This window comes from Pelagibacterium sp. H642 (assembly GCF_031202855.1).
Classification (GTDB): domain Bacteria; phylum Pseudomonadota; class Alphaproteobacteria; order Rhizobiales; family Devosiaceae; genus Pelagibacterium.
This window is the reverse complement of the sequence record NZ_CP101829.1, coordinates 1,107,491-1,130,842: the sequence shown is the minus strand read 5'-3', so window position 1 is coordinate 1,130,842 and position 23,352 is coordinate 1,107,491. Positions and strand designations below refer to the sequence as shown.

At 62.4% G+C, this 23,352-nt stretch carries 20 protein-coding genes; 11 read left to right on the top strand and 9 right to left on the bottom strand.

From position 1 onward, the window contains the following. Window positions 1–281: 281 nt before the first annotated feature. From NO934_RS05560 to NO934_RS05550, 3 genes are all read left to right on the top strand, one after another. Window positions 282–2,135, top strand: a complete 1,854-nt coding sequence (locus NO934_RS05560) for a PQQ-binding-like beta-propeller repeat protein (RefSeq protein WP_309162813.1) — start codon at window positions 282–284, stop codon at window positions 2,133–2,135. A gap of 154 nt (window positions 2,136–2,289) precedes the next feature. Beyond that, window positions 2,290–3,156 carry a quinoprotein dehydrogenase-associated putative ABC transporter substrate-binding protein gene (locus tag NO934_RS05555; protein WP_309162812.1) on the top strand — a complete coding sequence of 289 codons (867 nt, stop codon included), beginning with the start codon at window positions 2,290–2,292 and terminating at the stop codon, window positions 3,154–3,156. Next, the gene (locus NO934_RS05550) at window positions 3,153–4,451 is read left to right on the top strand and encodes an ABC transporter substrate-binding protein (protein WP_309162811.1); all 1,299 of its coding nucleotides are present in this window, start codon (window positions 3,153–3,155) and stop codon (window positions 4,449–4,451) included. The genes NO934_RS05555 and NO934_RS05550 overlap by 4 nt, the downstream gene beginning before the upstream one ends. A gap of 22 nt (window positions 4,452–4,473) precedes the next feature. Here NO934_RS05550 and NO934_RS05545 read toward each other — a convergent pair whose 3' ends face one another. The 6 genes from NO934_RS05545 to NO934_RS05520 form a co-directional block, all read right to left on the bottom strand. Further along, the gene (locus NO934_RS05545) at window positions 4,474–5,352 is read right to left on the bottom strand and encodes an ABC transporter permease (RefSeq protein ID WP_309162810.1); all 879 of its coding nucleotides are present in this window, start codon (window positions 5,350–5,352) and stop codon (window positions 4,474–4,476) included. A gap of 3 nt (window positions 5,353–5,355) precedes the next feature. Beyond that, complete coding sequence (locus NO934_RS05540) at window positions 5,356–6,159, bottom strand: ABC transporter ATP-binding protein (RefSeq protein WP_309162809.1); 804 nt, start codon at window positions 6,157–6,159, stop codon at window positions 5,356–5,358. A gap of 15 nt (window positions 6,160–6,174) precedes the next feature. Further along, window positions 6,175–7,275 carry a hypothetical protein gene (locus NO934_RS05535; RefSeq protein ID WP_309162808.1) on the bottom strand — a complete coding sequence of 367 codons (1,101 nt, stop codon included), beginning with the start codon at window positions 7,273–7,275 and terminating at the stop codon, window positions 6,175–6,177. Then, on the bottom strand, window positions 7,268–8,305 hold the full coding sequence (locus NO934_RS05530; protein WP_309162807.1) for a beta-propeller fold lactonase family protein: 1,038 nt from the start codon (window positions 8,303–8,305) through the stop codon (window positions 7,268–7,270). Before NO934_RS05530 ends, NO934_RS05535 begins: the two co-directional genes overlap by 8 nt. Before the next feature lie 25 nt (window positions 8,306–8,330). After that, window positions 8,331–9,653: an ABC transporter substrate-binding protein gene (locus NO934_RS05525; RefSeq protein WP_309162806.1), complete on the bottom strand. Its 1,323-nt coding sequence runs from the start codon at window positions 9,651–9,653 to the stop codon at window positions 8,331–8,333. Between the two features lie 165 nt (window positions 9,654–9,818). Continuing rightward, window positions 9,819–10,514 carry a GntR family transcriptional regulator gene (locus NO934_RS05520; protein ID WP_309162805.1) on the bottom strand — a complete coding sequence of 232 codons (696 nt, stop codon included), beginning with the start codon at window positions 10,512–10,514 and terminating at the stop codon, window positions 9,819–9,821. A 92-nt stretch (window positions 10,515–10,606) separates the two neighbouring features. Here NO934_RS05520 and NO934_RS05515 point away from each other — a divergent pair, with 92 nt between their 5' ends. From NO934_RS05515 to NO934_RS05485, 7 genes are all read left to right on the top strand, one after another. Further along, on the top strand, window positions 10,607–11,329 hold the full coding sequence (locus NO934_RS05515) for a FadR/GntR family transcriptional regulator (RefSeq protein ID WP_309162804.1): 723 nt from the start codon (window positions 10,607–10,609) through the stop codon (window positions 11,327–11,329). Between the two features lie 70 nt (window positions 11,330–11,399). Then, on the top strand, window positions 11,400–12,341 hold the full coding sequence (locus tag NO934_RS05510) for a dihydrodipicolinate synthase family protein (RefSeq protein WP_309162803.1): 942 nt from the start codon (window positions 11,400–11,402) through the stop codon (window positions 12,339–12,341). A 208-nt stretch (window positions 12,342–12,549) separates the two neighbouring features. Then, window positions 12,550–14,058, top strand: a complete 1,509-nt coding sequence (locus tag NO934_RS05505; protein WP_309162802.1) for an ABC transporter substrate-binding protein — start codon at window positions 12,550–12,552, stop codon at window positions 14,056–14,058. A 78-nt stretch (window positions 14,059–14,136) separates the two neighbouring features. Next, window positions 14,137–15,060, top strand: a complete 924-nt coding sequence (locus NO934_RS05500) for an ABC transporter permease (RefSeq protein ID WP_309162801.1) — start codon at window positions 14,137–14,139, stop codon at window positions 15,058–15,060. 11 nt (window positions 15,061–15,071) lie between these two features. Continuing rightward, the gene (locus NO934_RS05495; RefSeq protein ID WP_309162800.1) at window positions 15,072–15,986 is read left to right on the top strand and encodes an ABC transporter permease; all 915 of its coding nucleotides are present in this window, start codon (window positions 15,072–15,074) and stop codon (window positions 15,984–15,986) included. Next, window positions 15,983–17,617, top strand: a complete 1,635-nt coding sequence (locus tag NO934_RS05490) for an ABC transporter ATP-binding protein (RefSeq protein ID WP_309162799.1) — start codon at window positions 15,983–15,985, stop codon at window positions 17,615–17,617. Before NO934_RS05495 ends, NO934_RS05490 begins: the two co-directional genes overlap by 4 nt. Before the next feature lie 45 nt (window positions 17,618–17,662). Then, window positions 17,663–18,556, top strand: coding sequence for a DMT family transporter (locus tag NO934_RS05485; protein ID WP_309162798.1), 894 nt, complete (start codon window positions 17,663–17,665; stop codon window positions 18,554–18,556). Here NO934_RS05485 and NO934_RS05480 read toward each other — a convergent pair. The 3 genes from NO934_RS05480 to araD are packed head-to-tail and all read right to left on the bottom strand — an operon-like array spanning window position 18,553 to window position 21,993. Next, entirely contained in the window at window positions 18,553–19,491 is a 939-nt protein-coding gene (locus NO934_RS05480; protein ID WP_309162797.1) for a 2-hydroxyacid dehydrogenase, read from the bottom strand. The genes NO934_RS05485 and NO934_RS05480 overlap by 4 nt on opposite strands. 20 nt (window positions 19,492–19,511) lie before the next feature. Further along, window positions 19,512–20,237 (bottom strand): ribonuclease activity regulator RraA, encoded by a 726-nt coding sequence (locus NO934_RS05475; protein ID WP_309162796.1) that lies wholly within the window; start codon window positions 20,235–20,237, stop codon window positions 19,512–19,514. Between the two features lie 19 nt (window positions 20,238–20,256). Beyond that, on the bottom strand, window positions 20,257–21,993 hold the full coding sequence (gene araD / locus NO934_RS05470; protein ID WP_309162795.1) for an L-arabinonate dehydratase: 1,737 nt from the start codon (window positions 21,991–21,993) through the stop codon (window positions 20,257–20,259). Between the two features lie 287 nt (window positions 21,994–22,280). Here araD and NO934_RS05465 point away from each other — a divergent pair, with 287 nt between their 5' ends. Then, complete coding sequence (locus tag NO934_RS05465) at window positions 22,281–23,333, top strand: sulfate/molybdate ABC transporter ATP-binding protein (protein ID WP_309162794.1); 1,053 nt, start codon at window positions 22,281–22,283, stop codon at window positions 23,331–23,333. Window positions 23,334–23,352: the final 19 nt, after the last annotated feature.

Below are 23,352 nucleotides of genomic sequence, written 5' to 3'. Positions count from 1 at the left end.
GTAATCTCTCCGCGCTACTTCCGCAACTAACATTTTTGATGCCACCTAATACTTGAATATGTGATGGGCTTCTGCAAGATTGGTATTGGAGGCGAATTCCCCTCGCGTGCTCACGCAAGTGCCCGACAAGACACCATGGTCGCGTGAAGAGATTTTGCCACTGCCGATTCCTGGGAGGACTCTTAATGGCTATCCGAACTTTGGGATTGCTGAGGACCTGCGTGTCCTTGGCATCAATTGTCGTCTTGGGGGCAGCCTCTGCCGTCGCCAACGAAGACGTTATGACGTTGTCCGCCGATCCGGCCAACAACGTGATGCCCAACATCACCTATTCCGGGCAGAACTTCAGCGAACTCGATCAGATCAATCTCGACAATGTCGATGATCTCGTCGTCGAATGGACCTTCCAGCTCGGCGTTGCCGACGAGGCGCAGGCGCCCCCGCTGGTTGTTGGTGACACCATGTATGTCATCACGCCAAAACCCAACCGCGTCTACGCGCTCGATCTCAACGAGCAGGGGGCCATCAAGTGGGAGTTCCGCGCCGATGCGGAAAATCTTGAGCAGGTTCTTCCGGTGGCGTGCTGCGGCGCTCAGACCCGCGGCATGAACTATGCGGAAGGCAAGATCTTCTTCCAATCGCTTGGCGGCCACGTCTATGCGCTCGACGCGGAAACCGGCGAATTGATCTGGGACGTCCAGGTCACCGACATTGACAATGCCGAAACCATGGTGGGCAACGGCCTTATCGTCGATAACCTCTACATCACCGGTATGGCCGGCGGTGAATACGGCGTGCGCGGCTATGTCACCGCCTTCGATATCGAAACCGGCGAGGAGGCTTGGCGCTTCTACTCGATGGGGCCCGACGAAGAGGTCGGCATCACCGATCGCTTCCAGCCCTTCTACGAGTTCGACCAGATCGAAAATCCGGCCGAAGCGTCCTGGTTTGAGGATAGCTGGCAGCAGGGCGGCGGTTCGACCTGGGGTTATTTCACCTATGATCCCGAGTTGAACCTGTTCTACTACGCTACCGGCAACTGCGGCCCATGGAACGCCGACTATCGCCGTGAATGGGGCGAGGTCGACATGGACGAAAATGGGATCGTCCAGTCCTACCGGTCCAACTACTGTGCCTCGATGCTGGCCCGCGATGCCACCACGGGCGAACTGGTCTGGGCTTATAACCTGACTCCGCAGGACCAGTGGGACCTTGATGAACCCAGCGCTCCGGTGCTTGCCGATATCGAAATCGATGGCGAGGAACGCCAGACCATCATCCGCGCCGCGCGTAACGGCTATTTCTATGTCTGGGATCGTGCCACCGGCGAGCTGCTGAACGAACCCTGGCCCTTCGTTTACCAGAACATCTTCAAGGGCGTCGACACGGAAACCGGCAGCCCGATGTACAACATCGAAGCGATCCTGTTCACCGATGCCGAAGATCGCCTTACGTACACAGAATCGGGTGCGCTCACCGAAGAGCAGATCGCGATGAACGAGGAAGAGGCCGAGCTTTACGGCGAGGACGAGGTGGACGGGCCCACGGGCACCGAAGCGGTGATCTGCCCGACCATTGCTGCCCGCAACTGGGAAAACGATGCCTATTCGCCCCAGACCGGCCTGCTCTATACGTCGGTTCAGTTCGGTTGCCGCCAGATGCGCGTTACCGAGGGTGAATACAGCTATCCGGCCACCGAATCCTACACGCTGTTCGAGTGGGCCGGTGAAAAGTTCTGGCTCGATCGCGAAGGTAACGAAACCGACGTCAAGAACCAGCTGCAGGCCAACGATCCGGTCACTGGCGAAACCGTCTGGAGCATCGACTACGTCCAGCCCACCCAGGACCCGATCCTGGCCACGGCCGGCGGCCTGCTGTTCGTCGGCGGTGACGACAAGGGCGTGTTCCGCGCCATCAACGCCGAAAATGGCGAGACGGTTTGGGAGTTCCGCACGGGCAACCAGTCCTCGGCCTCCCCTGTCGCTTTCATCGGCCCCGATGGCGAGCAGCGCATCGCCTTCGTCGCCTCTGCCCGCCCCGGCGTGGTGCAGGTGGCAGCCGATGCCGATCCGGACGCTGTCAATCGCTATCAGCGCGAAGGCAGCACGCTCTATGTCTTCAGACTCAACGACTAAGGTCGGGCAGGGCCTCTTTAGCCCTGCTGTTTGAAGCGAGAAGATCCCGCCCGGCGCGCTCCGCTCGCCGGGCGATTTTATCTTCGGCATCGACCGCTGCCCGGATACGGCGCCGGTCGCCTCCTTTTGCCCTGAATAAAGCCGGGAAAAGACCATGAACGATCCAACTCAACGCTGCTCGCATCATCCCCTGGGACGCGTGGTCTCTGCCGCAGCTTTCGCCGCCCTTCTCATCACCAGCCAGTGGGTGACGGCGCCTCTCGCCGGCGCGTGGGAGATGCGGGTCTGCGCGGACCCCGATTATATGCCCCAGTCCAATCGTGCGGAGGAGGGATACGAAAACAGGATCGCCGAAATCCTCGCCGACGAGCTCGGCGCCGAGTTGACCTACCAATGGTGGACCTTGGCTCCCAGCATGGTCAGCGAGCAATTGCGCGAAGGCAATTGCGACATGATGATCGGCGTTCCTGATGGTGGCGACGGTGTTCTTGCTACCATCGCCTATTATCGCAGTCCCTATGCCTTTGTTTATCGCGCAGACGAGGGCTACGACATCGCGACCTTTGACGACGAAATCCTGACCGAACTGCAGCTGGGCACGACCTCGGAGGGCACGAGTGCCCATCTGGCCTTGGCGCGGCGCGGATTGCTCGACAGGATAACCGTCAGCTCCGAATTCGCGGGCACGAATGCCGGTGCCCGTTTTTCCGCTCTCATCGAATCGGTCGCCCGAGGCGATATCGATGTCGCGGTCCCCTGGGGCCCGGTTGCTGGATATTATGCGGGCTTGCAGGACCCTCCTCTCACGGTCACGCCCGTCCCCGAGTTCGATATTCCCTTCACCCCCATGTACCATTCCATCGTCATCGCGCTGCGGCTCGGTGACGAGGAGTTGCGTGATCTTCTCGATCAGGCCATCGCCCGGCGATGGGACGATATCTACGCCGTTCTGGCCGAGTACAACGTTCCGACGCTTCCTCTGCCTCGCCCTTCCCTCTCGATCGCGGAGCAGCCGCAATGACCACGATCACTCGCCGAAATTTTCTCGCCGGCGCGACGGCGCTTGCCACCGCCGGGCTCGCCGCGCCCGCTCTCGCCAACACCACGGTACCCTCGCCCATCCGCATCGGCACGGTGTTTCCGGCTCGAACCGGTGCCTCCTTTATCAGGGCGTCGGTCAATGACTTTATCGGCACCGCCGGCCGCATGGGAGCGCTTCTGGCAGATACCCAGCTCGGCACGGGCGTCGAAGCGCAAGGCGCAAGGCTCGATGTGCTGCTTTCGACCTCGCCCACTGTCGAGGCGGCAATAAGGGCGGGGGAACGGCTGGTTGAGACTGAAAACATCTGCGCCCTTGTCGGCGGGGTCGGCGAAGGCCAAGCCCAGGTGCTTGCCGAAATCGCCGCACGGGCGCAGATTCCCTTCTTCAACGTGGGGGAAACCTCGGACGCCTTCCGCCGCGAGGCCGCCAGTCCCTATCTCTTTCACATCGAGGCCAGCGATGCGATGTATCTCGACGCCATGGGCTTGCTGGCGGCCGAGCAGGGGCTGAGGCGCTGGGCAGTGGTGTCGGACACGGGTGATCGCGGTGCAGCTCTCGCTGGCAGGGCCGAACGTGCCGCTGAAAAATCCGGATGCATGATCGTCGGCACGGTCATGGTGCCTCCCGCCTTGCCGGTCTATTTCGCTGAAATCGAAGAGCTCGCGGCGCTCGACGCCGATGTCATTTTCGTGCTCGCCGACTATCAGGACCAGTTCCCCCTCATGATACAAATGGAGGAATCGGGGATAACCACACCGACGCTGAGCTTCCCCCACACCATCACGCAGACGCGGGATTTCATCGCCGCATCGCGCAACCGCCTGCCCATCCTCAACCCGCGGCATCGGGTGGCGCTTTGGGATACGACCAATACCGGGCCGGGCGCCGAAGATTTCAATCTCCAGATCCGCGCCCGCTACGCGGAGCCAGCCGACCCGACCGCCTGGGCTGCGTTCCACGCCATCAAGATCGTGATCGATACGGTGATGGCCACCGGTTCGACAGAGGCCGAGGCGATCATCGCGCATCTGGAGAAGCCAGAAACCACCTTCGACGTGGCCAAGGGCGTGGATGTTTCGTTCCGCCCCTGGGACCACCAGTTGCGCCAGCCGCTCGCGGTTCTCGAGATCGATGACGAGGTGGTGTGGCGCCAGCTCCAGCTCGCAACGCGCGTCGATATCGCCCGCTATACCGGCAGCCTGCCGGCGGGCGAGCCGGAAGATGACGTGGCGCAATGGCTCGATGTCCTGGGGGATGGACCGGAGGAAGCGTGAGCGAGGCTAGCAGGCGCGGCGCTCAGCGGCGCCTGCGAAGCATCCGCTCGACAGACCAGGCAGCCCATATCGTCATCACCGGCGCCAGCCCGAGGGTGACCGTGAGGTCGGCCCAGAGCGGCAACTGCTCGAAATCGAGCAGCACGAAGCGCAAGAGATCGAGCTGATAGCTCACCGGATTGATATAGACCAGCGCCTGGATCCAGATTGGTAATTGCACGATCCAGCCACCCCCGATCGCAAAAATCCCGAACTGCCGCAACTCGTCGCGCAGATGAGCGGGAATATCGAGAAAGCCCACCCCTCCGATCACCCCGCGCAAGGGGAAAATCGAGCCCGAGAGGAAATAGAGCGGCTGAATGACGCCGTTCGAGATCGAGCCGAACCCTTCGAAGGTTTTGAGCCGCGAGGCGATGACAATGCCCCCGGCGGTGATCGAAATGCCCATGAAGAACATGATGACCAGGGCATAAAAGAGCCCGTGCGGGGTCACGCGCATATCGAGAAACGGGATGAACAGCAGCGGGATCGCGCCCTGGATCACCGCGATGGTAGCGCCGCCCAGGACCTTGCCCAGGATGACCGAGAGCATCGGGGCAGGGGAGATGATGACGCTGCGAAGCAAGCCTACCTCCCGGTCCCACACCAGCGAAACGGCGCATTGGAGGGAACTGAACAGGATATTGAGCGTAATCACGCCGGGCAGGATATACTGGGCATAGGAATAGCCCTCGATCTCGCGCAGGGCCGCGCCCAGTCCGAAGCCCAGGATCACGAGCCAGAGGACGGTGCGCGAGATGCCGCCGAAGATCTGCGAGCGGTCGCGCATGTAGCGGAGCATCTCGCGCCGCCACATGACCGCGATCACATCGAAATCTATTCCGAGGGAAAACTTGGCCATGGCTTACCGGGTGTGTTCACCCCCGCGCTTGGCAAACCCGACCATGAGGTCACGACCGGTCGCACTTTCGTCGAACAACTGCTTGCCGGTGAGGGCGATGAACACATCCTCGAGCGTTGCGCCCGGTCCGCCACCATGCGCTTCAATCAGGTCCCGTGGTACCCCGACGGCTACAAGCTTGCCCTGATCGATGATCCCCACCCGGTCGCACAGCTCGGCTTCGGCCAAATTGTGCGTCGTCATCAGCACCGTCATGCCGCGCTGGCGCAGGCTCGCGATCCGCTCCCACAAATGGCGTCGCCCCTGCGGGTCAAGCCCGATCGTGGGTTCGTCGAGCAGCAGGATTTGCGGCTCGTGCATCAGCGCCCGCGCCAGTTCCAGCCGCCGCTTCATGCCGCCCGAAAAGCTGCGAACCGGCTTGCCGCGCGCTGCCTCAAGCGACGCCCACTGCAGCGCTTGCGCAACCGCGTCGGCGCGGCCGGAGCGGGGCAGGGCATAGAGAACAGTATGGATCTGCAAATTCTCGGCCGCCGTCAGCCGGTCGTCGAGTGCCGGATCCTGAAAAACGACTCCGAGAGAGCGGCGCACCTGCGCGGTTTCGGTGACCGCATTTTGCCCCGCTATGGTGATATGGCCGGCGCTGGGGTGCGTTACGGTCATAAGCATGTTGAGGAGCGTCGTCTTGCCCGCGCCATTGGGCCCGAGAAGGGCGAAGAACTCGCCCTTCTCGACAGTCAAGGAAATGCCGTCGACAGCCTTGTGGTCGCCATAGCGGTATTCGACGCCTGATATGTCTATGGCGACCACTTCTGCGTGCTCCGATCAGGCGCCGAACGCACCCTGGATATTGGTCAGCGCCGTCTGCAACGCGCTGCAGGCATCGGCACCCGAGAGGCTGGCATCATCGTCGTCCCCTTCGTCTTCGGTGTCCTCGGCGCCTTCCTCATCATCGTCGTCATCTCCGGCACCGATCAGGGCACCGAACATGTCCGATGCCGTCTCCTCGTCTTCGGGCACGAACAGGTTGGCAACGCCGGCCAGTTCGCCGTCATAGAGGTCGTAGAGGGCATAGAGCGTCTCTCGCGCCACGGCTTCATTTTCGCCGTAAGCGGCGCAAGCCTCGCTCGCAAGAGCGGAAATATGCCCGGCGAGCCGCGCGGCATCCCGCCCGGGATAGAGATTTGCATCCACCACTGTTTCGACAATGCCGCCCAGGCGCTGGGCCGGTGCTTCGGCCTCTTCCGGGTTCCAGCCGGCGACCGATTCCGGCGGCTGGGCTTGCGGGTAGAGCCCGTCGAGCGTTTCGAACATCTCCTGGGCGTCAGCCACCTGTTGCTCGGAAGCATCGGCCTCGATCTCGCTCCAAAGCGCTTTGACGCGCTGCAGCGCAACCCAACCATTGGGATATTCCCAGGGTTCGTTCCCTTCGGCGGCTTCTTCATAGCCTTCCGCCACCCCGCCTTCGGCCAGCAGGAGCTGGATCATCACCCCGCCGGTGAACGCGGGCGTGCCGCGCAGATTTTCGGGAATGACCACATCATAGGCCTGGATCAGAAGCGCCCGTGCCTCCTCGACAGAAGCCGAAGTGTCCTCGCCCGCTTCGGCTGCTTCCGCTACCGCCTCGAGCGCGGCGCGCAGGTTTTGCGCCAGCTCGGCATCGGTCGTCGCCAGCGTACCCTCGAAACGTTCGAGAGAAGCCCCGGTTATCCCTTCGACGGTCTCGACCAGTTCATCGTCATAGGGGGCCTCGAACTCCGAGGCGAGATCGAGCCCCAGCCCGATCGACTCCAGCCCATAGGCCTGACTCAGCGCCACAGTATTCTCGAAGAAGGGGTCGCCCGAATATTGCGCAAAGCCGGTGGCAGGCGCGAGGGCAAGCGAAAGTGCGATTGCACTGATGGAAAGAGGAAAGCGCTTAGTCATTGGACGGCACCAATCCGATTTCAACCGAGTGAGCGCCACGGCCCACCGCTATGTTGTTGATCACCGTCAGGCTCTCGGTATCGATCACCGAGACGCTGTCGGAAAGCCCGTTCGCCGTGAACACGCGGCTGCCATCGGGAGTGATGGCGATGCCCCAGGGCCGCCGTCCCATCTGCTCGCTGATGGTTTCGATCACCTCATTGGTCGCCGTATCGATCACATAGACCGAGCTCGTGCCGCCGCCGGCGACATAGAGCCGGCTGCCGTCGGGCGACACCGCGATTTCCACGGGCCGGGAATCGAGCCCCAGATCGATCGTATCGGTCACCACCTGCTGCTCGGTGTCGATCACCGAGATCGTTCCGCCGATTTCCGCAGTCACATAGGCTTTGGTCCCATCGGTCGAAAATTCGACGACGCGCGGCCGGTTACCCACCATGACGTGCTTGACCGCTTCCATCGCCTCGATATCGATGATGGTCACCGTGTGGGTGGCTTCCGCCGTCACATAGGCCCAGCGGCCATCGGGGCTGACGGCGACACCCTCGGCCTCGATTCCGACACGGAATTCGCCGAGCTGCTCCCCCGTCTGCGCATCATAGCCGGCGCCCAACGCCAAGGCTTCAAGGGAAGCCCATATCTGCGAACCGTCGGGGCTGACGGCAAGGCGCTCGGGATTGCCGCCTGCATCGATCTCGTTGACGATCTCGTTGCTCTCGACATCGACGATGGTGATCGAATCCTCTGGCGTCTGCCGCTCGGGATAGAAATCGCTCACCGAAATGTAGATGGTCGAGCCATCTGGGCTCACCGCCATGCCGCGCGGGCGCACTTCGCCGGCCCGGTCGGAGATGACGATGGTATCGATCACTTCCTGGGTCGCGGAGTCGATCACCGATATATCGGCGCTGAATTCGTTCGCGACGTAAACCCTGTAGGTTTCCTCCTGCGCAACGCTTACGGTCGGCAGCATCATGCCTGCAATGCCCATAAGGGCAATGGTGCGCAATCTGCGCGTTATCGAATCCATTGTGGTCCTCCTCCTAGCCGTAAACTTAAAACTGGCAGCTGCTTTGTGCTTCCAGGTCGCCCAATTGGTCCAGCCGCTCCACGGGATCGGTGCCGGGCATGTAGATGGCGGGCAATTCCCCCACCAATTGCCCCACAAGGCGCGGCTCGCTCGCTTCGGGATCGATGTCGACGAGATAGAGCGGCTGGCGCATCTGGTGATCCCAGGGGCGGAAGGACGTGCCGATTCCCTTCCAGACGTCGAACACCGAATTGGGCGCGCTAAGATGGGCAAAGACGCTTTCGGGCTCGGTCGAGCCGGTAAATGTCGCGGCCTCGAAAAAGGCTTTGACCGCCTGGTATGTGGCCCAGGCGGCCTGCTCCATGGGTTCACCCCAACGCTGCATGTAACGCGCGTTGAGTTCGCGCGCGCCATAGGCGTCGAGCGTGGGCTCCCAGGCCGTGGCCCTCATACCCGAGCCCAGTACAGGCGCGGCCCGGCTTGATTGGATGAAAAATTCACGCGTTTGCGCTGCCGGATCGGGAAACCCGGTCACCATCAGCTCCAGCCCGGCTTCTTCCAGCGTGGCCAGTGCACTCAACTGATCCTGAGGCGGCACCAGAAGTACGACCAGATCGGCGCCGGCGCTTTCGATTGCAGCGACGGTATCGGCCCCCAGCGTGCCACCGGCGGTCATCGTCGCCGAACCTGCCTCGCGCGCTCCGAAATGACGCTCGTTCAGCCCCCACAGCAAACGCTCATGCTGCGCTTGGGCTTGCTCGGTATCACCAACCACGGTGAACCAGTTGCGGAATCCGGCGCGCACATACCAACCGGCCAGCGCATCGAGATACATCGCGGCGCTGGGCGACATATGGAAGGTCGAAGCGCTGCACATCTGGTTGCGCAGCGCATCGTCGGCAGCCAGAAGATTGATGAAGGGAATGCTCCGTTCGTCGGCAAGTTCGCTGAGCAACCGGGCCTCTTGCCCGTCGAACCCGCCCGCGAATGCGTAGACATCTCTGGAATCGAGAAGCTCCTCGGCCGCCGCGACGACATCGGCGCCTTGCGCCTCTGCTTGCACGACCGCGAAATCGAACCCGAACATATCGGCGTTAAAGGCAAATTCCTCTTCGGCCATGATCGCGCCCTGTTCCGCGGACCGGGCCACCGGCGCCATCAACGGATCGGCATCTTCGATCGGAGGCCGGATGACCCCGATATGGACCGGACCTTCTAGTTGCTGCGCCGGCGCTGCATGTGGAGCCGCCATCAGGACGAGTCCCAGGATCAGTGCCGAAAAGCTTACCGGCCGAGAGCGGTTATGGGCAGCAGTGTAGCGAGGGGAAGCTGCAAACAGTGCACGCATACTAAATTCTGTGTCGAACGCAGATCGTCCGGCCAAGAGGCGATCCTCCACGCCCTGGCCTGTCGCTGCGCGACCTCCTCCATTTTGATCTCCTCCCTTGGTACGAAAGGGGAGATTCATTTGCAACCGCAATCGGCTCCAGCGGACCGCCAATACCGCGCGCTCTCAGAGTTCGAGATAATCGGGGTACTGGCTGCCGACCCAATCGAGCATCGAGAGGGTCTTGGAGAGATGCTCGCGCATTGCTTCGACAGCGGCCGCCGGATCCTCTGCAGCAATGCCCTGGATGATCTTATCGTGCAGATCGACCACCCGTTCCATACCGATATTGGGCAGGTTGAGCATGCGCAGCCGGTCGAGGTGCCCGCTGTGGCGGCGCAGGATCGGCCAGAGTTCGAGGATATCGGCGTGCCGGAAAATGGTGTGGTGGAACTCCCGGTCGGCGATCAGAAATGCTGCATGATCCTTGCGCTGGGCGCGCTCACGCACTTGGGCATTGGCGGCTGTCATATCGGCCACCGCCGCCTTGTTGCCGGTTTCGGCAAGAACGCGAACCGCGTCGGACTCGACGGCCCGACGCATGAAATGGGCCTGCCGGGCCATGTCGATATTGATGCGCGAAACCAGCGTCGCATATTGCGGATAGACGGTGACCAGCCCCTCTTCCTCGAGCTTGAGCAGCGCATCGCGCACCGGGGTTTGGCTCAGCCCGAACTGCTGCTGCAGCGCGGTGCGCGATATGGTCGAGCCGGGGATCAACTCGAGCGCCAGGATTCGCTCGCGGAGATATTCGACGATCTGGGGCGCGACCTGGCGGGTCCGGTCCAGAGCGATGCGGCTTTTCGAAGTAAGTGTGGACATGACGCCGTCGGACGTGAATCTTGATGCTAATGCATTACTACTTAAGCGGCGGCATGGCCAGCCGCAGTGCCCAAGAACCGCGTGAGGGACAGATGATCAAAGTCGAAACCGAGCAGCAAGCCGAGCGTCCTTCGACCTTTGCCGACCAGGTTTACGGGCGGATTCTCTCGAGCATCGCCAGCGGAGCTTTCCCTACGGGCAGCAAGCTGCCGTCCGAAAAACTCTTGGGTGAACGTTATGGCGTTTCCCGGCCCGTCGTTCGTGATGCGCTATCGCGACTCCAGCGCGATGGGCTGATCGAATCGCGCAAGGGAAGCGGCAGCTATGTGCTTTCCAGCCCGCCGGAAGACCTCTCGGCCGCCGCCGATATGGCGCAGATCGCCCGCTATCAGCGCTACCAGGAATTTCGGCTCGTCGTCGAAGGTGCCGCGGCCGCCCTGGCTGCCGAGCGTCGCAGCGCGGCCCAGCTCTCGCGCATCATGGAGGCACACAACAAATTCCTCGCCGAAATCGAAAAGGGCGAATTCCTCTGGCAGTCCGATCGCGAGGTCCACATCGCCATTGCTGAAGCGGCCGGCAACGAGTTTTTCGTCGAAAGCCTCGAAGGGCCGGAGGTGCGGTTGAGCGATTTCATGACGGTGTCACTTAAGTTAACAAGTTCGCGCTCACCGCAACGGGGCATGCTGGTGGCCCAGGAACATTCAAATATTGTGGACGCTATTCGCGGGCGGGATGCTGTAGCGGCGCGTATCGCTATGGAATATCACATTGTTCAGGCGCGCCGCCGCATGCTCGACAAGACGATCGCGCCCTGATGCTGTAAACATTATTGACAGGCTAGATGCTTGTCGCTACGACTGGCGCACTAATGCAGGAGGACAGATAGTGAGCCAGCCCCCGTTGACGCCTTCGGACTACACCCGTTCGGTGGTCGCCGTTCCACCTATTGCCCTGACCTCCGAGGGCGCGGTTGCCGAAACTGCAAACCGCGACCTGATGCGTCACATTGCCGAGGGCGGCATTACATCAGTGCTTTATGGCGGCAACGCCAATCTCTATCACTTCGGAGCTGAAAGCTTCCGCGAGGCGCTCGCGGTGCTGTTTGCCAATTGCCCACCATCCCTGCGCATCCTTTTTTCCGTCGGTCCCGATTTCGGCAAGGCGATGGATCAGGCCGGCGATATCCGCAAGGCAGGCGTGCGCAATGTGCTGCTGTTGCCCATGGCCTTTCCGTCCGACCCGGGCGGCGTTGCCGAGGGGGCTCGTCGCCTTGCCGACCGCCTCGGCTTCGGCATCGTGCTCTACATCAAGCGCGACCGCTATATCGATCCCGAAGCGCTGGCGCACCTGGTCGAAGAGGGGGCGGTCGACTTCGTCAAATATGCAGTCGAGCGTGATGAGCCGAGCGACGATTCCTATCTCGACGCGCTGATCGAGGCCGTTGGCGTCGACCGCATCGCATCCGGCATGGGCGAGACGCCGATTCACGACCATATCGGCGCGCGTCGGATGGCGACTTTTACCTCCGGCGCGGTTTGTATCGCTCCGGCTGCCGCCAACGAGCTGCTTTCGCTTTATCGCGCCGGCGAGATGGATCTGGCGCGGAAACTGAGTGCCCCATTCCTTGATTTCGAGAAGACCCGGGCCGGGCTGGGCGGTACCTCGGTGCTGCACGATGGGATAACCCTCTCGGGGATTGCCGATTGCGGCCCGCTGATGCCGTTGGTCTCCAATCTCGACGAGGATCAAAAGGTGCTGATCCGCCCGCAGGTCGCAGCGCTGATGGCGGCTGAAGCCGCGGCCCGCCGGCGCGCCGAAGCGGCTTAGGGCGGATGCGAACCTGCGCCAAGTAGCGCCGAGAAGCTCAGACATCCGGTCTGCCGCAGAGAGACATTGACTGACTAATGCATTAGTGCTCTAGTGCGATTGCCGGTGATGCCGATGGCATAGGAAGGTTCGGTAGAGGTGTGGCGGGGTCCGGCTGCGCCTCCCCTTGAGGCAACTCCAAAAGGACCATGATCGAGGAGGAGGAACCATGACGATCAGGACGAAACTGTTTTCAAGTGTAGCGGGCACACTGGTGGTGGGCTTGATGTCGGGTGTGGGGATGGCTCAGGAGGTGACTGTCGTTCTGCCTGAACAGCCCGCCAATCTCGAGCCGTGCCGCTCGATCCGCGCCGATATCGGGCGCGTCATCAACATGAACATCACCGAGACGCTGACCGACATCAATGTCGAAACCGGTGAGGTGGAGCCACACCTGGCGACCGAATGGGAGCAGGTCGACGATCTCACCTGGCGCTTTGCCCTGCGTGAGGACGTTACCTTCCAGGACGGCGCTCCGCTCAATGCCGAAGCCGTGGTCAATTCCATTAACCGCCTGATGAATCCGGCCCTCACCTGCGACAGCCGCTCCAAGTTCGGTGACGTGACGCTGACTCCGTCGGCTGTGGACGAATATACCGTCGAGATCGTTTCCGACATCGCTATCCCCATCATGCCTACGCTGATGGGCACAGTGCAGATCGTCTCGCCCAATATGCCCTTCGATGCCGAAGTCAATGAGCCGGTCGGCACCGGTCCCTATGTGCTTGCCGAGGCCGATAACGAGCACATCCTGCTCACCCGCAACGAGGATTATTGGGGCGAGGCGCCGGCCGTCACCGAAGCGACTTTCGTATGGCGTTCGGAATCGGCGATCCGGGCCGCCATGGTCCAGACCGGCGAGGCCGATCTTACCCCGGCTATCGCCGTTCAGGACGCGACCAACCCGGAAACCGATTTCGCCTATCTCAACTCCGAAACCACCCGCATGCGCCTCGACATGCAAATGCCCCCGCTTGACGACGTCCGCGTTCGCGAGGCGCTCAACATCGCCATCGACTGGGAAGGCATGGGCGAAGCGCTGTTCGGGCCCGACGTGCTCCGTGCCAACCAGATGGTGCCCCCGGGCAATTGCGGCTTCAATGACGCCATCCAGCCCTGGCAGTTCGATCCCGAACGCGCCCGCCAGTTGATCGAGGAAGCACGCGCCGATGGCGTGCCTGTCGATACCGAATTGACGATTATCGCTCGCAACGGCTTCTTCCCCAACGCAGCCGAATCCGTAGAGGCCATGCAAGCCATGTGGGCTGATCTGGGCCTCAACATCACCGTGCAGCAACTCGAAGCCGCCGATTGGGTGCGCTATCTCGACAAGCCCTTTCCCGAAGGCCGCAACCCGACCATCTTTCAGCAGCAACACGACAACAGCACGGGCGACGCAGGGTTCACGGTGCCGGTCATGTATACGAGCGAAGGCCAGTATTCGACTGTCGAGAATGAGGAGCTCGACGCGCTGATCCTCGACGCCATGACCTCGAGCGGGCAGGAGCGTTGCGATCTCTTCGCCCAGGCCTTCGCCATGGTCCATGACGAGATCATCGCCGATGTCCCGATGTATCACATGATCGGCTATGTCCGCGTCGGGGAGCGCATCGAGTACCAGCCCGATCTCAAGACCAACAGCGAGGTCCGTCTTTCCGAGATCAGCTTCGCACAATAATTTCGGAGCGGGCGGACGCTGCAAGCGTCCGCCCCGCCATCGGCGGCGGGGGCGGCCGAGCGGCCAAGGAGGAGTTTTATGTTCGCATACGTCTTCAGACGGTCGATCCAGAGCCTTATCGCAGTCGCCGGCCTGCTGGTGCTTGTGTTTTTTCTCTCCCGGCTCACGGGTGATCCCGCCTATCTCTACTTGCCGCTCGATTCGACCGAGGCGCAGCGCCAGGCCTTCAACGAGCTCAACGGCTTCAACGATCCGCTCTATGTCCAGTTCGGGCGTTATCTCGTCGATCTCGTGCAGCTCGATTTCGGCACCGCGCTGAGCCGCAACCGGCCGGCCATGGAAGTGACGCTCGAAGCCTTTCCCGAAACGCTCAAGCTGGCGGCCATCGCCATGAGCCTCGCCATCGCCCTGGCGTTGGTGGTGGGCGCGCTCGCCGCCGCGCGGCCCAACGGCTTTTTCGATCGCGTCGCGACGACGGTTTCGCTGGCGGGCGCCAGCGCACCCGATTTCTGGGTGGCGATCGTCGCAATTCTGGTCTTCTCGGTCTCCCTGGGCCTGCTGCCCACCTCGGGCACCGGCACGCCGCTCCACTGGATCATGCCGATCGCAGTGCTGATGCTCCGGCCCTTCGGGCTTTTGACCCAGGTGGTGCGCGGTTCGATGCTCGGCGTTCTAACTTCGCCCTATGTCAAGACGGCGCGCGCCAAGGGTGTTTCGGGGCGGAAAATCCTTTTCGTCCATGCCCTGCGCAACGCCATGCTGCCGGTCGTGACCGTCGCTGGCGACCTCACCGCCACGCTCGTCAACGGCGCGGTGGTCATCGAAACCATTTTCGGCTGGCCGGGCATCGGCAAGCTGATGATCGACGCCATCCTGCGTCGCGATTTCGCCCTCATCCAGTCCACAGTGCTGGTGACGGCGGTTGCGATCTTCGTCCTCAACATCGTGATCGACCTCATCTACGCAGCGCTCGATCCGCGCATCCGGCATCAAGCAGCATGAGTGTTCTGTCCATGGAAACCCAAAGCGCCAAAGGGCGCACGAGCCGCATTCCCCTGCCGGCCAAGCTCCTGTTCCGCGACCCCCTGGCCGGAACGGCGACGATCTTTCTGATCCTCGTCGCGCTCTGCGCCATCATTGCCCCCATGCTCATCGGCGATCTCGCCGAATCGCCCAATTTCCGGGCGCGCAATATGGCGCCGTTTTCGCTCGAACAGGGCTTTGCCTATGTGCTGGGCGCCGACACGCTTGGCCGCAGCCTTCTTGCCCGTCTGGCGGTTGGCGCGCGCAATACCCTCGGCATCGCGGCGTTCGCAGTGCTTTGCTCTCTGCTCATCGGCGGCACGCTCGGCCTCATCGCCGGCTATTCCCGCGGCTGGCTGGGCAATCTGATCATGCGCGCCACCGACATCGTGATGAGCTTTCCCTCGCTCCTTCTGGCGCTCATCGTGCTGTTCGCGCTGGGGCCATCCATCCCCAATCTCGTCCTTGTGCTCGCCATCACCCGTGTGCCGATCTATCTGCGCACCACGCGCGCCGAAGTGCTCGAAGTGCGCGAGCGCATGTTCGTCAGCGCCGCGACGGCGCTCGGCGCCAGCCATCTGCGGCTGGTCTTCCGTCACATCGCGCCGATGGTGGTGCCTACCATCCTCACCATCGGCGCCATCGACTTTGCCACTGTCGTTCTCGCCGAATCCTCGCTGAGCTTTCTCGGGCTCGGCATTCAGGCGCCCGCCTTCACCTGGGGTTCGATGGTCGCCACCGGCCGCGGCTATCTCGCTACCGCCTGGTGGGTCGCCTTCTGGCCGGGTCTGGCTATCCTTCTCACCACCCTTTCGCTCAACATTCTCTCGAGTTGGTGGCGGACCTATGCCGATCCGCATCAGCGCTGGCGGCTCGAACTGGCAAAACGGGGGAAGCGCAAATGAGCAATTCAGCCACGTCCTTGCTCTCGGTCGACAACCTCACTGTTGATTTCCACTCCGCGACCGGTGCGTTCCGCGCCACCGAAGAGGTGAGCTTTTCGGTCGAAGCCGGAGAAACGCTGGTCATCCTGGGCGAAAGCGGCTCGGGAAAATCGGTGAGCGCCAGCGCCATCATGGGGCTGATCGATACCCCGCCGGGCGAGATCGTCTCCGGCACCGTCCAGTATAGGGGCAGGGACATCACCCACCTCTCCGAAGGGGCCCGCCGGTCGATCAATGGCTGCAAGATCGCCATGATCTTCCAGGATCCGCTTTCCCACCTCAATCCGGTTTATACCATCGGCTGGCAGATGGCCGAGGTCTATACCGCCCATAAGAAGGCGGGCAGCGCCGAAGCGCGGCAGCGCAGCATCGACATCCTGCGCCGCGTCGGCATCCCCGAGCCCGAAACGCGTATCGACTGGTACCCGCACCAGTTCTCGGGCGGCCAGCGCCAGCGCATCATGATCGGCATGGCGATCGCGCTCGGCCCTGAACTGCTGATCGCCGACGAGCCGACAACGGCGCTCGACGTCTCCGTCCAAGCGCAGATTCTTGATCTTCTCAAGGATCTCCAGCGCGAGGAGGGGCTGGGGATCATCATGATCACCCACGACCTCGAGGTCGCCGCCAACATGGCCGATCGCATCGTCGTCATGAAAAACGGCCGCATCGTAGAAGAAGGCGACGCGCGGAAAGTGTTCGACCACCCCGAGCACGCCTATACCCGCCAATTGATGGGCGCCTTGCCGGCTCATATCGAAGCCCCCGAGCGCGCGGCGGGGACCGAGCCGATCCTTGCCGTCGAGCATTTGTGCAAGAGCTATCAGCTTTCACCGGGCCTGTTCGGCGCCCCGCGCGTGCTCAACGCCGTCGATGATGTTTCCTTCACGTTAAAGCGCGGCGAAACGCTGGGTATCGTGGGGGAGTCCGGATCGGGCAAGTCCACCATCGCCCGCATCCTGCTGCGCCTGACCGATGCGACCAGTGGTGCCGCCCTGTTCCATGGCGACGATGTCCTCAAGATGGATCGCCAGCAGCTCCTGGCCTTCCGGCGCCGCGTGCAGATGGTGTTCCAGGACCCCTACAGCTCAATGAACCCGCGCATGGACGTATTCTCGATCGTCTCCGAATCCTGGCGCATCCACAAGGATATCCTGGCGCGCGTCCAGTGGCGTGACAGGGTGGCCGAGCTCCTCGCGCTCGTCGGGCTCAATGCCGATCACGCCAAACGCTATCCGCATCAGTTCTCGGGCGGCCAGCGCCAGCGCATCGCCATCGCCCGGGCGCTCGCCTGCGATCCCGAACTGCTCGTTTGCGATGAGGCCGTCTCGGCGTTGGACGTTTCGATCCAGATGCAGATCATCGACCTTCTGGGCGATCTGCGCGACCGGCTGGGGCTTTCCTACATCTTCATCACTCACGATCTGCCCATCGTGCGCAATTTCGCCGACCGCATCCTGGTGATGAAGTCGGGCAAGGTGGTCGAACAGAACCGCACCGAGGCCCTGTTCCAGAATCCGGCCGATCCCTATACCCGCAAGCTGATCGAAGCCGCGCCCAGGCCCAAATGGGAAAACGCCACGGCGGCCTGATCCATCGGCGGCGCCGGCGTGACAGGCCGGCGCTCGATCCGCCCAATGAAAGCTCCTCCCATGCCGCCTGTCATCCTGGCCTTCGTTCTGATGGGCTTTAACGTCATCATGGCGGCGCTCGACACGGTGTTCGTGCGGTTCGTCTCCGGCGAGGTTCATGCGCTAGAGATCGCGTTTTTTCGTAACTTCTTTTCGCTCCTTGCCCTGTTCTTCATTTTGAAACCGGCGCAGCGCAGTTTCGACGCCAACGGTCTTTGGCCACTCCATTCGCTGCGCGCCATTATCAAGCTATTGGCGCTGGTCGCCTATTTCATGGCCATTACCATGCTGCCCATCGCACTGGTCACCGCCTTGGCTTTCACCATGCCCCTGTTCGTGACGCTGGGATCGATGCTGTTCCTGCGCGAAGGGGTGGGTTTTCACCGCATTCTTGCGATTTTCGCCGGGCTCGTGGGCATGTTGATCATCCTCCAGCCGCCGGGTATCGAATTCGGCTCCGGCGTCATGCTCGCGCTCGGCTCGGCCATCGGGCTCGCCGGTGTCGCGTTGCTGATGAAGGTGAGTTCGGGCCGAGAGGAGCCGCTGCGGATCGTTTGGTTCAACCTCGTGGTGACCGTGCCCATCGCGCTGCTGATCGCCATTCCTGTCTGGGTCTGGCCCAGCCCGACCGCATTGGGGCTGATGGCGCTTCAGGGCGTTGGCGGGTTGATCGCGCAGCTTTCCATCGCCCGCGCGTTAAAATTGGCGGACGCCTCGATGGTTATCTCGGTCGATTTCATCCGCCTGCCAATCGTTGCGATTCTAGGGTATTTCCTCTTTGCCGAGAGTATAGAGCTGACGGTTCTCGCCGGCGGCGCACTGATCTTTGCCGGCGTCGTCTACAGCGCCTTCTGGGAAGGTCGCCGCGCCCGCCGCGCCATCCCGCCCGATACGATCTAATTCGGGCGCGCGAAAGGTTCGCCGCCCAGCTTTCCAACGAGCGCATCCACCATGGCATCGCCCATGAACTGCCGTGTCTCGACGGTTCCCGAACCGATATGGGGGGACAGCACCACCCTGCGGTCATCGATCAGCGCTTGGGGCACGTTGGGCTCATCCTCGAACACGTCGAGCGCCGCCCCGGCCAGCCCGTCCCGCGCCAGAAGCGCGATCAGCGCCTGTTCGTCCACGATCGGTCCGCGCGCGATATTGACTAGATACCCATCGGGGCCCAGCGCACCGAGCACTTCGGCGCCGATCATCCCCCGCGTCTGCGGGGTCAGCGGACAGGTGATCACCAGCATCTGGTTGGCGCGGGCCAGTTCCAGCGGCGTTTCATAGAACGGCAACTCCGTGGGCTTGCGGTTGGGGCCGGTGTACGAGGGCTTCGCCCCCACCACCTCCAGCCGTTTGGCGATCTCGCTGCCGATATGACCGAAGCCGACAATCCCCACCCGCATCCCCTTGAGGGAGCGGGCGAGGGGGAAGACATCCGTAGGCCACTTGCCTTCCCGCACGAAACGGTCGGCATTGATCATCTCGCGGGTCAGTGCCAGGATTTGCGCCAAGGCTAGATTGGCAACCTCCAGCGCCAGAATGTGCGAGGTGTTGCTGATCGCAATGCCCTTGTCCCGCGCATAGGCGGTATCGATATTCTCGGTTCCCGCGCTGTAGCTGGAGATGATCTCGAGGGCCGGCAGCCGGTCGATCATTGCCTTGTCTATGATCGTCTTGCGCACCGCCAGCCCGCGGATCTGCGGTCCCACAGTTTCGAAAAGCCTTAATGCCTCTCCGGCGTCTTGGGGAAGGGCGTGGACGATGAACCGGTCCGCCAGCTCGCCCAGCGTTTTCTCCGAGAGCTTGGCGGCCTTAAGGATATGCGGTTTGTCGGTCATCTCGTCCCCTCCGGTTCGGCTCAGCGGCCGTTTTGCTTGCGCCAGTCGGCAAAGGCCTTTTGGTTTTCTTCTCGCGTCGGCGGATAAAGCCCGATGATCGTTGCCCCGTCACGCACCTTTTCGAGCACGAAATCCTCGAACACCGTCATCTCTGCCGCTTCATCGGCCACCTCGTCCACGATGGCGCGCGGAATGACGATCACGCCTTCGCCATCGCCCACCATAATGTCCCCCGGCCACACGGCAACATCCCCGCATCCGATCGGCGCGTTGATGTCGAGCGCCTGGTGCAGGGTCAGGTTGGTGGGCGCCGAAGGCCGGTTGTGGTAGGCGTGGATATCCATCTCGGCGATCTCGGGGCTGTCGCGGAACCCCCCGTCGGTGACGATCCCCACGACGCCCCGCATCATCAGCCGTGTGACCAGGATCGAGCCCGCCGAAGCGGCGCGGGCATCCTTGCGGCTGTCGAACACCATGACCGCGCCTTCGGGCGCCATTTCGACCGCCTTGCGCTGCGGATGGTCGGGGTCGCGAAAGACCGTCAATTCGTTGAGGTCTTCGCGCGCCGGGATGTAGCGCAGCGTAAAGGCCGGTCCCACCATGTTCTCGGCCTTGCGACCCAGTGGATGCACGTCCTGGATGAACTGGTTGCGCAGGCCGCGCTTGAACAAAAGCGTCGCAAGCGTAGCGGTGCTCACATGCTTGAGCTTGTCGCGCGTCTCGGGGCGGAAAGTGGGTTGGGTCATTGGTAGGTCCTCCCAAGGCCTAGAAAATATCGGGCTCGGCGACGGCGCCACCGAAACGGGTTTCGAGAAAATCGAAATCGCAACCCTTGTCGGCCTGCGTCACGTGATTGACGTACATCCAGCCATAGCCGCGCTCGTAACGCGGCTTGGGCGCCACCCAGGCGCTCCGGCGTGCGGCGAGTTCGTCTTCGGAAACCAGCATATCGATGCGCCGGTTGGGGACATCCACCCTGATGGTGTCACCGGTTTTGACCAGCGCCAGCGGTCCGCCGATATGGGATTCGGGCGCCACATGCAGGATGCAGGCGCCATAACTCGTCCCGCTCATGCGCGAATCCGAAATGCGCAACATGTCGCGCACCCCTTGGCGCAGCAACTTGCGCGGAATGGGCAGCATGCCCCATTCAGGCATCCCCGGCCCACCTTGTGGCCCGGCATTGCGCAGAACCAGGATGTGGTCTGCGGTGACGTCGAGGTCTTCGTCGTCCACCGCCGCTTTCATCTCGGGGTAGGAATCGAAAACCAGCGCCGGCCCCTCATGGACCAGGAACCGGGCCTCGCATGCCGAAGGTTTGATCACGCACCCATCGGGCGCCAGATTGCCCCGCAGCACAGCCAGCGAGCCCTCGTGGTAGATCGGGTTGTCGAGCGGCCGGATAACGTCGGTGTTGTGGATCTCCGCGCCTTCGAGCGTTTCCCCCAGCGTAAGCCCGGAAACGGTCAGCGCATCGAGATTGAGCCGGTCCCTGAGCTGCCCCATCAGCGCCCGCAATCCGCCGGCGAAGTAGAAATCTTCCATGAGGTATGTCTTGCCCGAAGGCCGAATATTGGCCAGCACAGGGGTCACCCGGCTGGCGGCGTCGAGATCGTCGAGCGTGAGGTCGACGCCGGCCCGTCGTGCCATGGCAAGCAGATGAACCACCGCATTGGTCGAGCACCCCGTCGCCATTGCGACGATCACCGCGTTGTCCACGGCATCGCGGGTAAGGATCCTGTCGGGCGTCAGCCCCTCGGCCACCATCTCAACGATGCGCCGCCCGGTTTGCGTCGACATGCGGTTGTGGTTGGTGTCGGCGGCCGGAATCGAGCTCGCGCCGGGCAGGGTCAGCCCCAGCGCCTCAGCGATCGCGGTCATAGTGCTCGCCGTGCCGAAGGTCATGCAATGGCCGTAGGAGCGGGCGATGCCCTGTTCCACTTCCTTCCATTCGGCTTCCCCGATCACGCCAGCCCGCCGTTCGTCCCAATATTTCCAGGAATCCGAACCCGACCCCAACGGCTGCCCACGATAATTGCCGCGCAGCATCGGGCCGGCAGGCAGGAAGATCATGGGATAGCCTGCGCTCACCGCCCCCAGCACCAGTCCCGGTGTGGTCTTGTCGCAGCCCCCCATCAGCACGGCGCCGTCTATGGGGTGGGCGCGCAGCATCTCCTCAGTCTCCATCGCCAACATATTGCGATAGAGCATGGAGGTTGGCTTGAGTTGGCTTTCCGAGAGCGAGAGCCCCGGCAGCTCCACCGGAAAGCCACCGGCCTGCAATATGCCGCGTTTGACGTCTTCGACCCGTTCCTTGAAGTGGGCGTGGCACGGATTGGTGTCGGACCAGGTGTTGACAATGCCGATGATCGGCTTGCCGAGAAAATCAGCCTCGTCATAGCCCATCTGCAGCATGCGCGAGCGATGCCCCATCGAACGCAGATCGTCGGGCACGAACCAGCGATCGCTCCGGCGGGAGTTTTTGGTTTCGTTTTCGCTCATGGACTCCTCCTCGGCAGCGCCTCTCGCGCATCGGCCTTTCGTCCCGTTTAGCGCATCCCGCGTACAACTTCAACACTAATGCATTAGTGCTTCTCTCCTCCCATTGTGCCGACCCGATTTGCGCCTGATGCCGCTTTGTGCCGGCACCTGGCCGGCGAATATAATTCCGCAGAGGCGGGAGCTTTTAGCATGCCGGCGCTGGTCGCCCCGGTTCTCAAGGCCCCGCCCAAGCGTATAAGGTCGCGACCACGCCGACGGGCGACCGCGACGGATCGGAAAAGGTATTCATGGAAGTCAAAGTCAAAAACGTGCGCAAGGAGTTCGACAAATTCCCTGCGCTCCATGACGTTTCCCTCGATATCCGCTCGGGTGAGCTGATCGCGCTGCTCGGCCCGTCCGGCTCGGGCAAGACCACCCTCCTGCGCCTGATCGCAGGACTCGATTTCCCCACCGAGGGCGCCATTTATTTCGGCGAGGAGGACGCCTCCAAAAAAAGCGTGCAGGAGCGCAATGTCGGCTTCGTCTTCCAGCACTATGCGCTTTTTCGGCACATGACGGTGCTCGAAAATGTCGGGTTTGGCTTAAAAGTGCGCACCGGCAAGGACAAGCGCCCCAAAAAGGAGATCGAAGCCCGCTCGCGCGAGCTTTTGGATTTCGTCCAGCTCAAGGGGTTCGAAAAGCGTTATCCCAACCAGCTCTCGGGCGGCCAGCGCCAGCGCGTGGCGCTGGCCCGCGCTCTGGCTATCGAACCCAAGGTGCTGCTGCTCGATGAGCCCTTCGGTGCTTTGGATGCGCAGGTGCGCAAGGAATTGCGCCGCTGGCTGCGCGAGGTCCACGATTCCACCGGCCACACCACCGTTTTCGTGACCCACGACCAGGAGGAAGCGCTCGAACTCGCTGATCGCGTCGTCGTCATGAGCCAGGGCCGGATCGAACAGGTGGGCGTGCCCGACGAGATCTACGACACCCCAAATTCGCCGACCGTCTATTCCTTCATCGGCCAATCCTCGCGCCTGCCGGTCAGCATCGAACGCGGCCAGCTCTATTTCGCCGGCCACCCGCTCGATCTCGAGGCCAAGGGCGTTGCCGACGGGGACGGCCAGCTCTTTTTCCGTCCGCACGACGTCGAAGTGGTCGAAGGCGGAGAAACGGCCATCGTGGGCACAGTTGCAACCAGCCGCCGCACCGCCGGCGTGCGCCAGGTCGAACTCGAAGTTAGGGGCGTCAGCGAAAAGGTCGAGATCGAAATCCCCGTCGATCACCCCGCGGTCGCCAAATCGCGGATCGCCTTTAAGCCCCGACGCTGGAGCGTGTTCCCGGCTGACGAGGACGGCGTCTAACGCCGAAACGCGCGCAAGA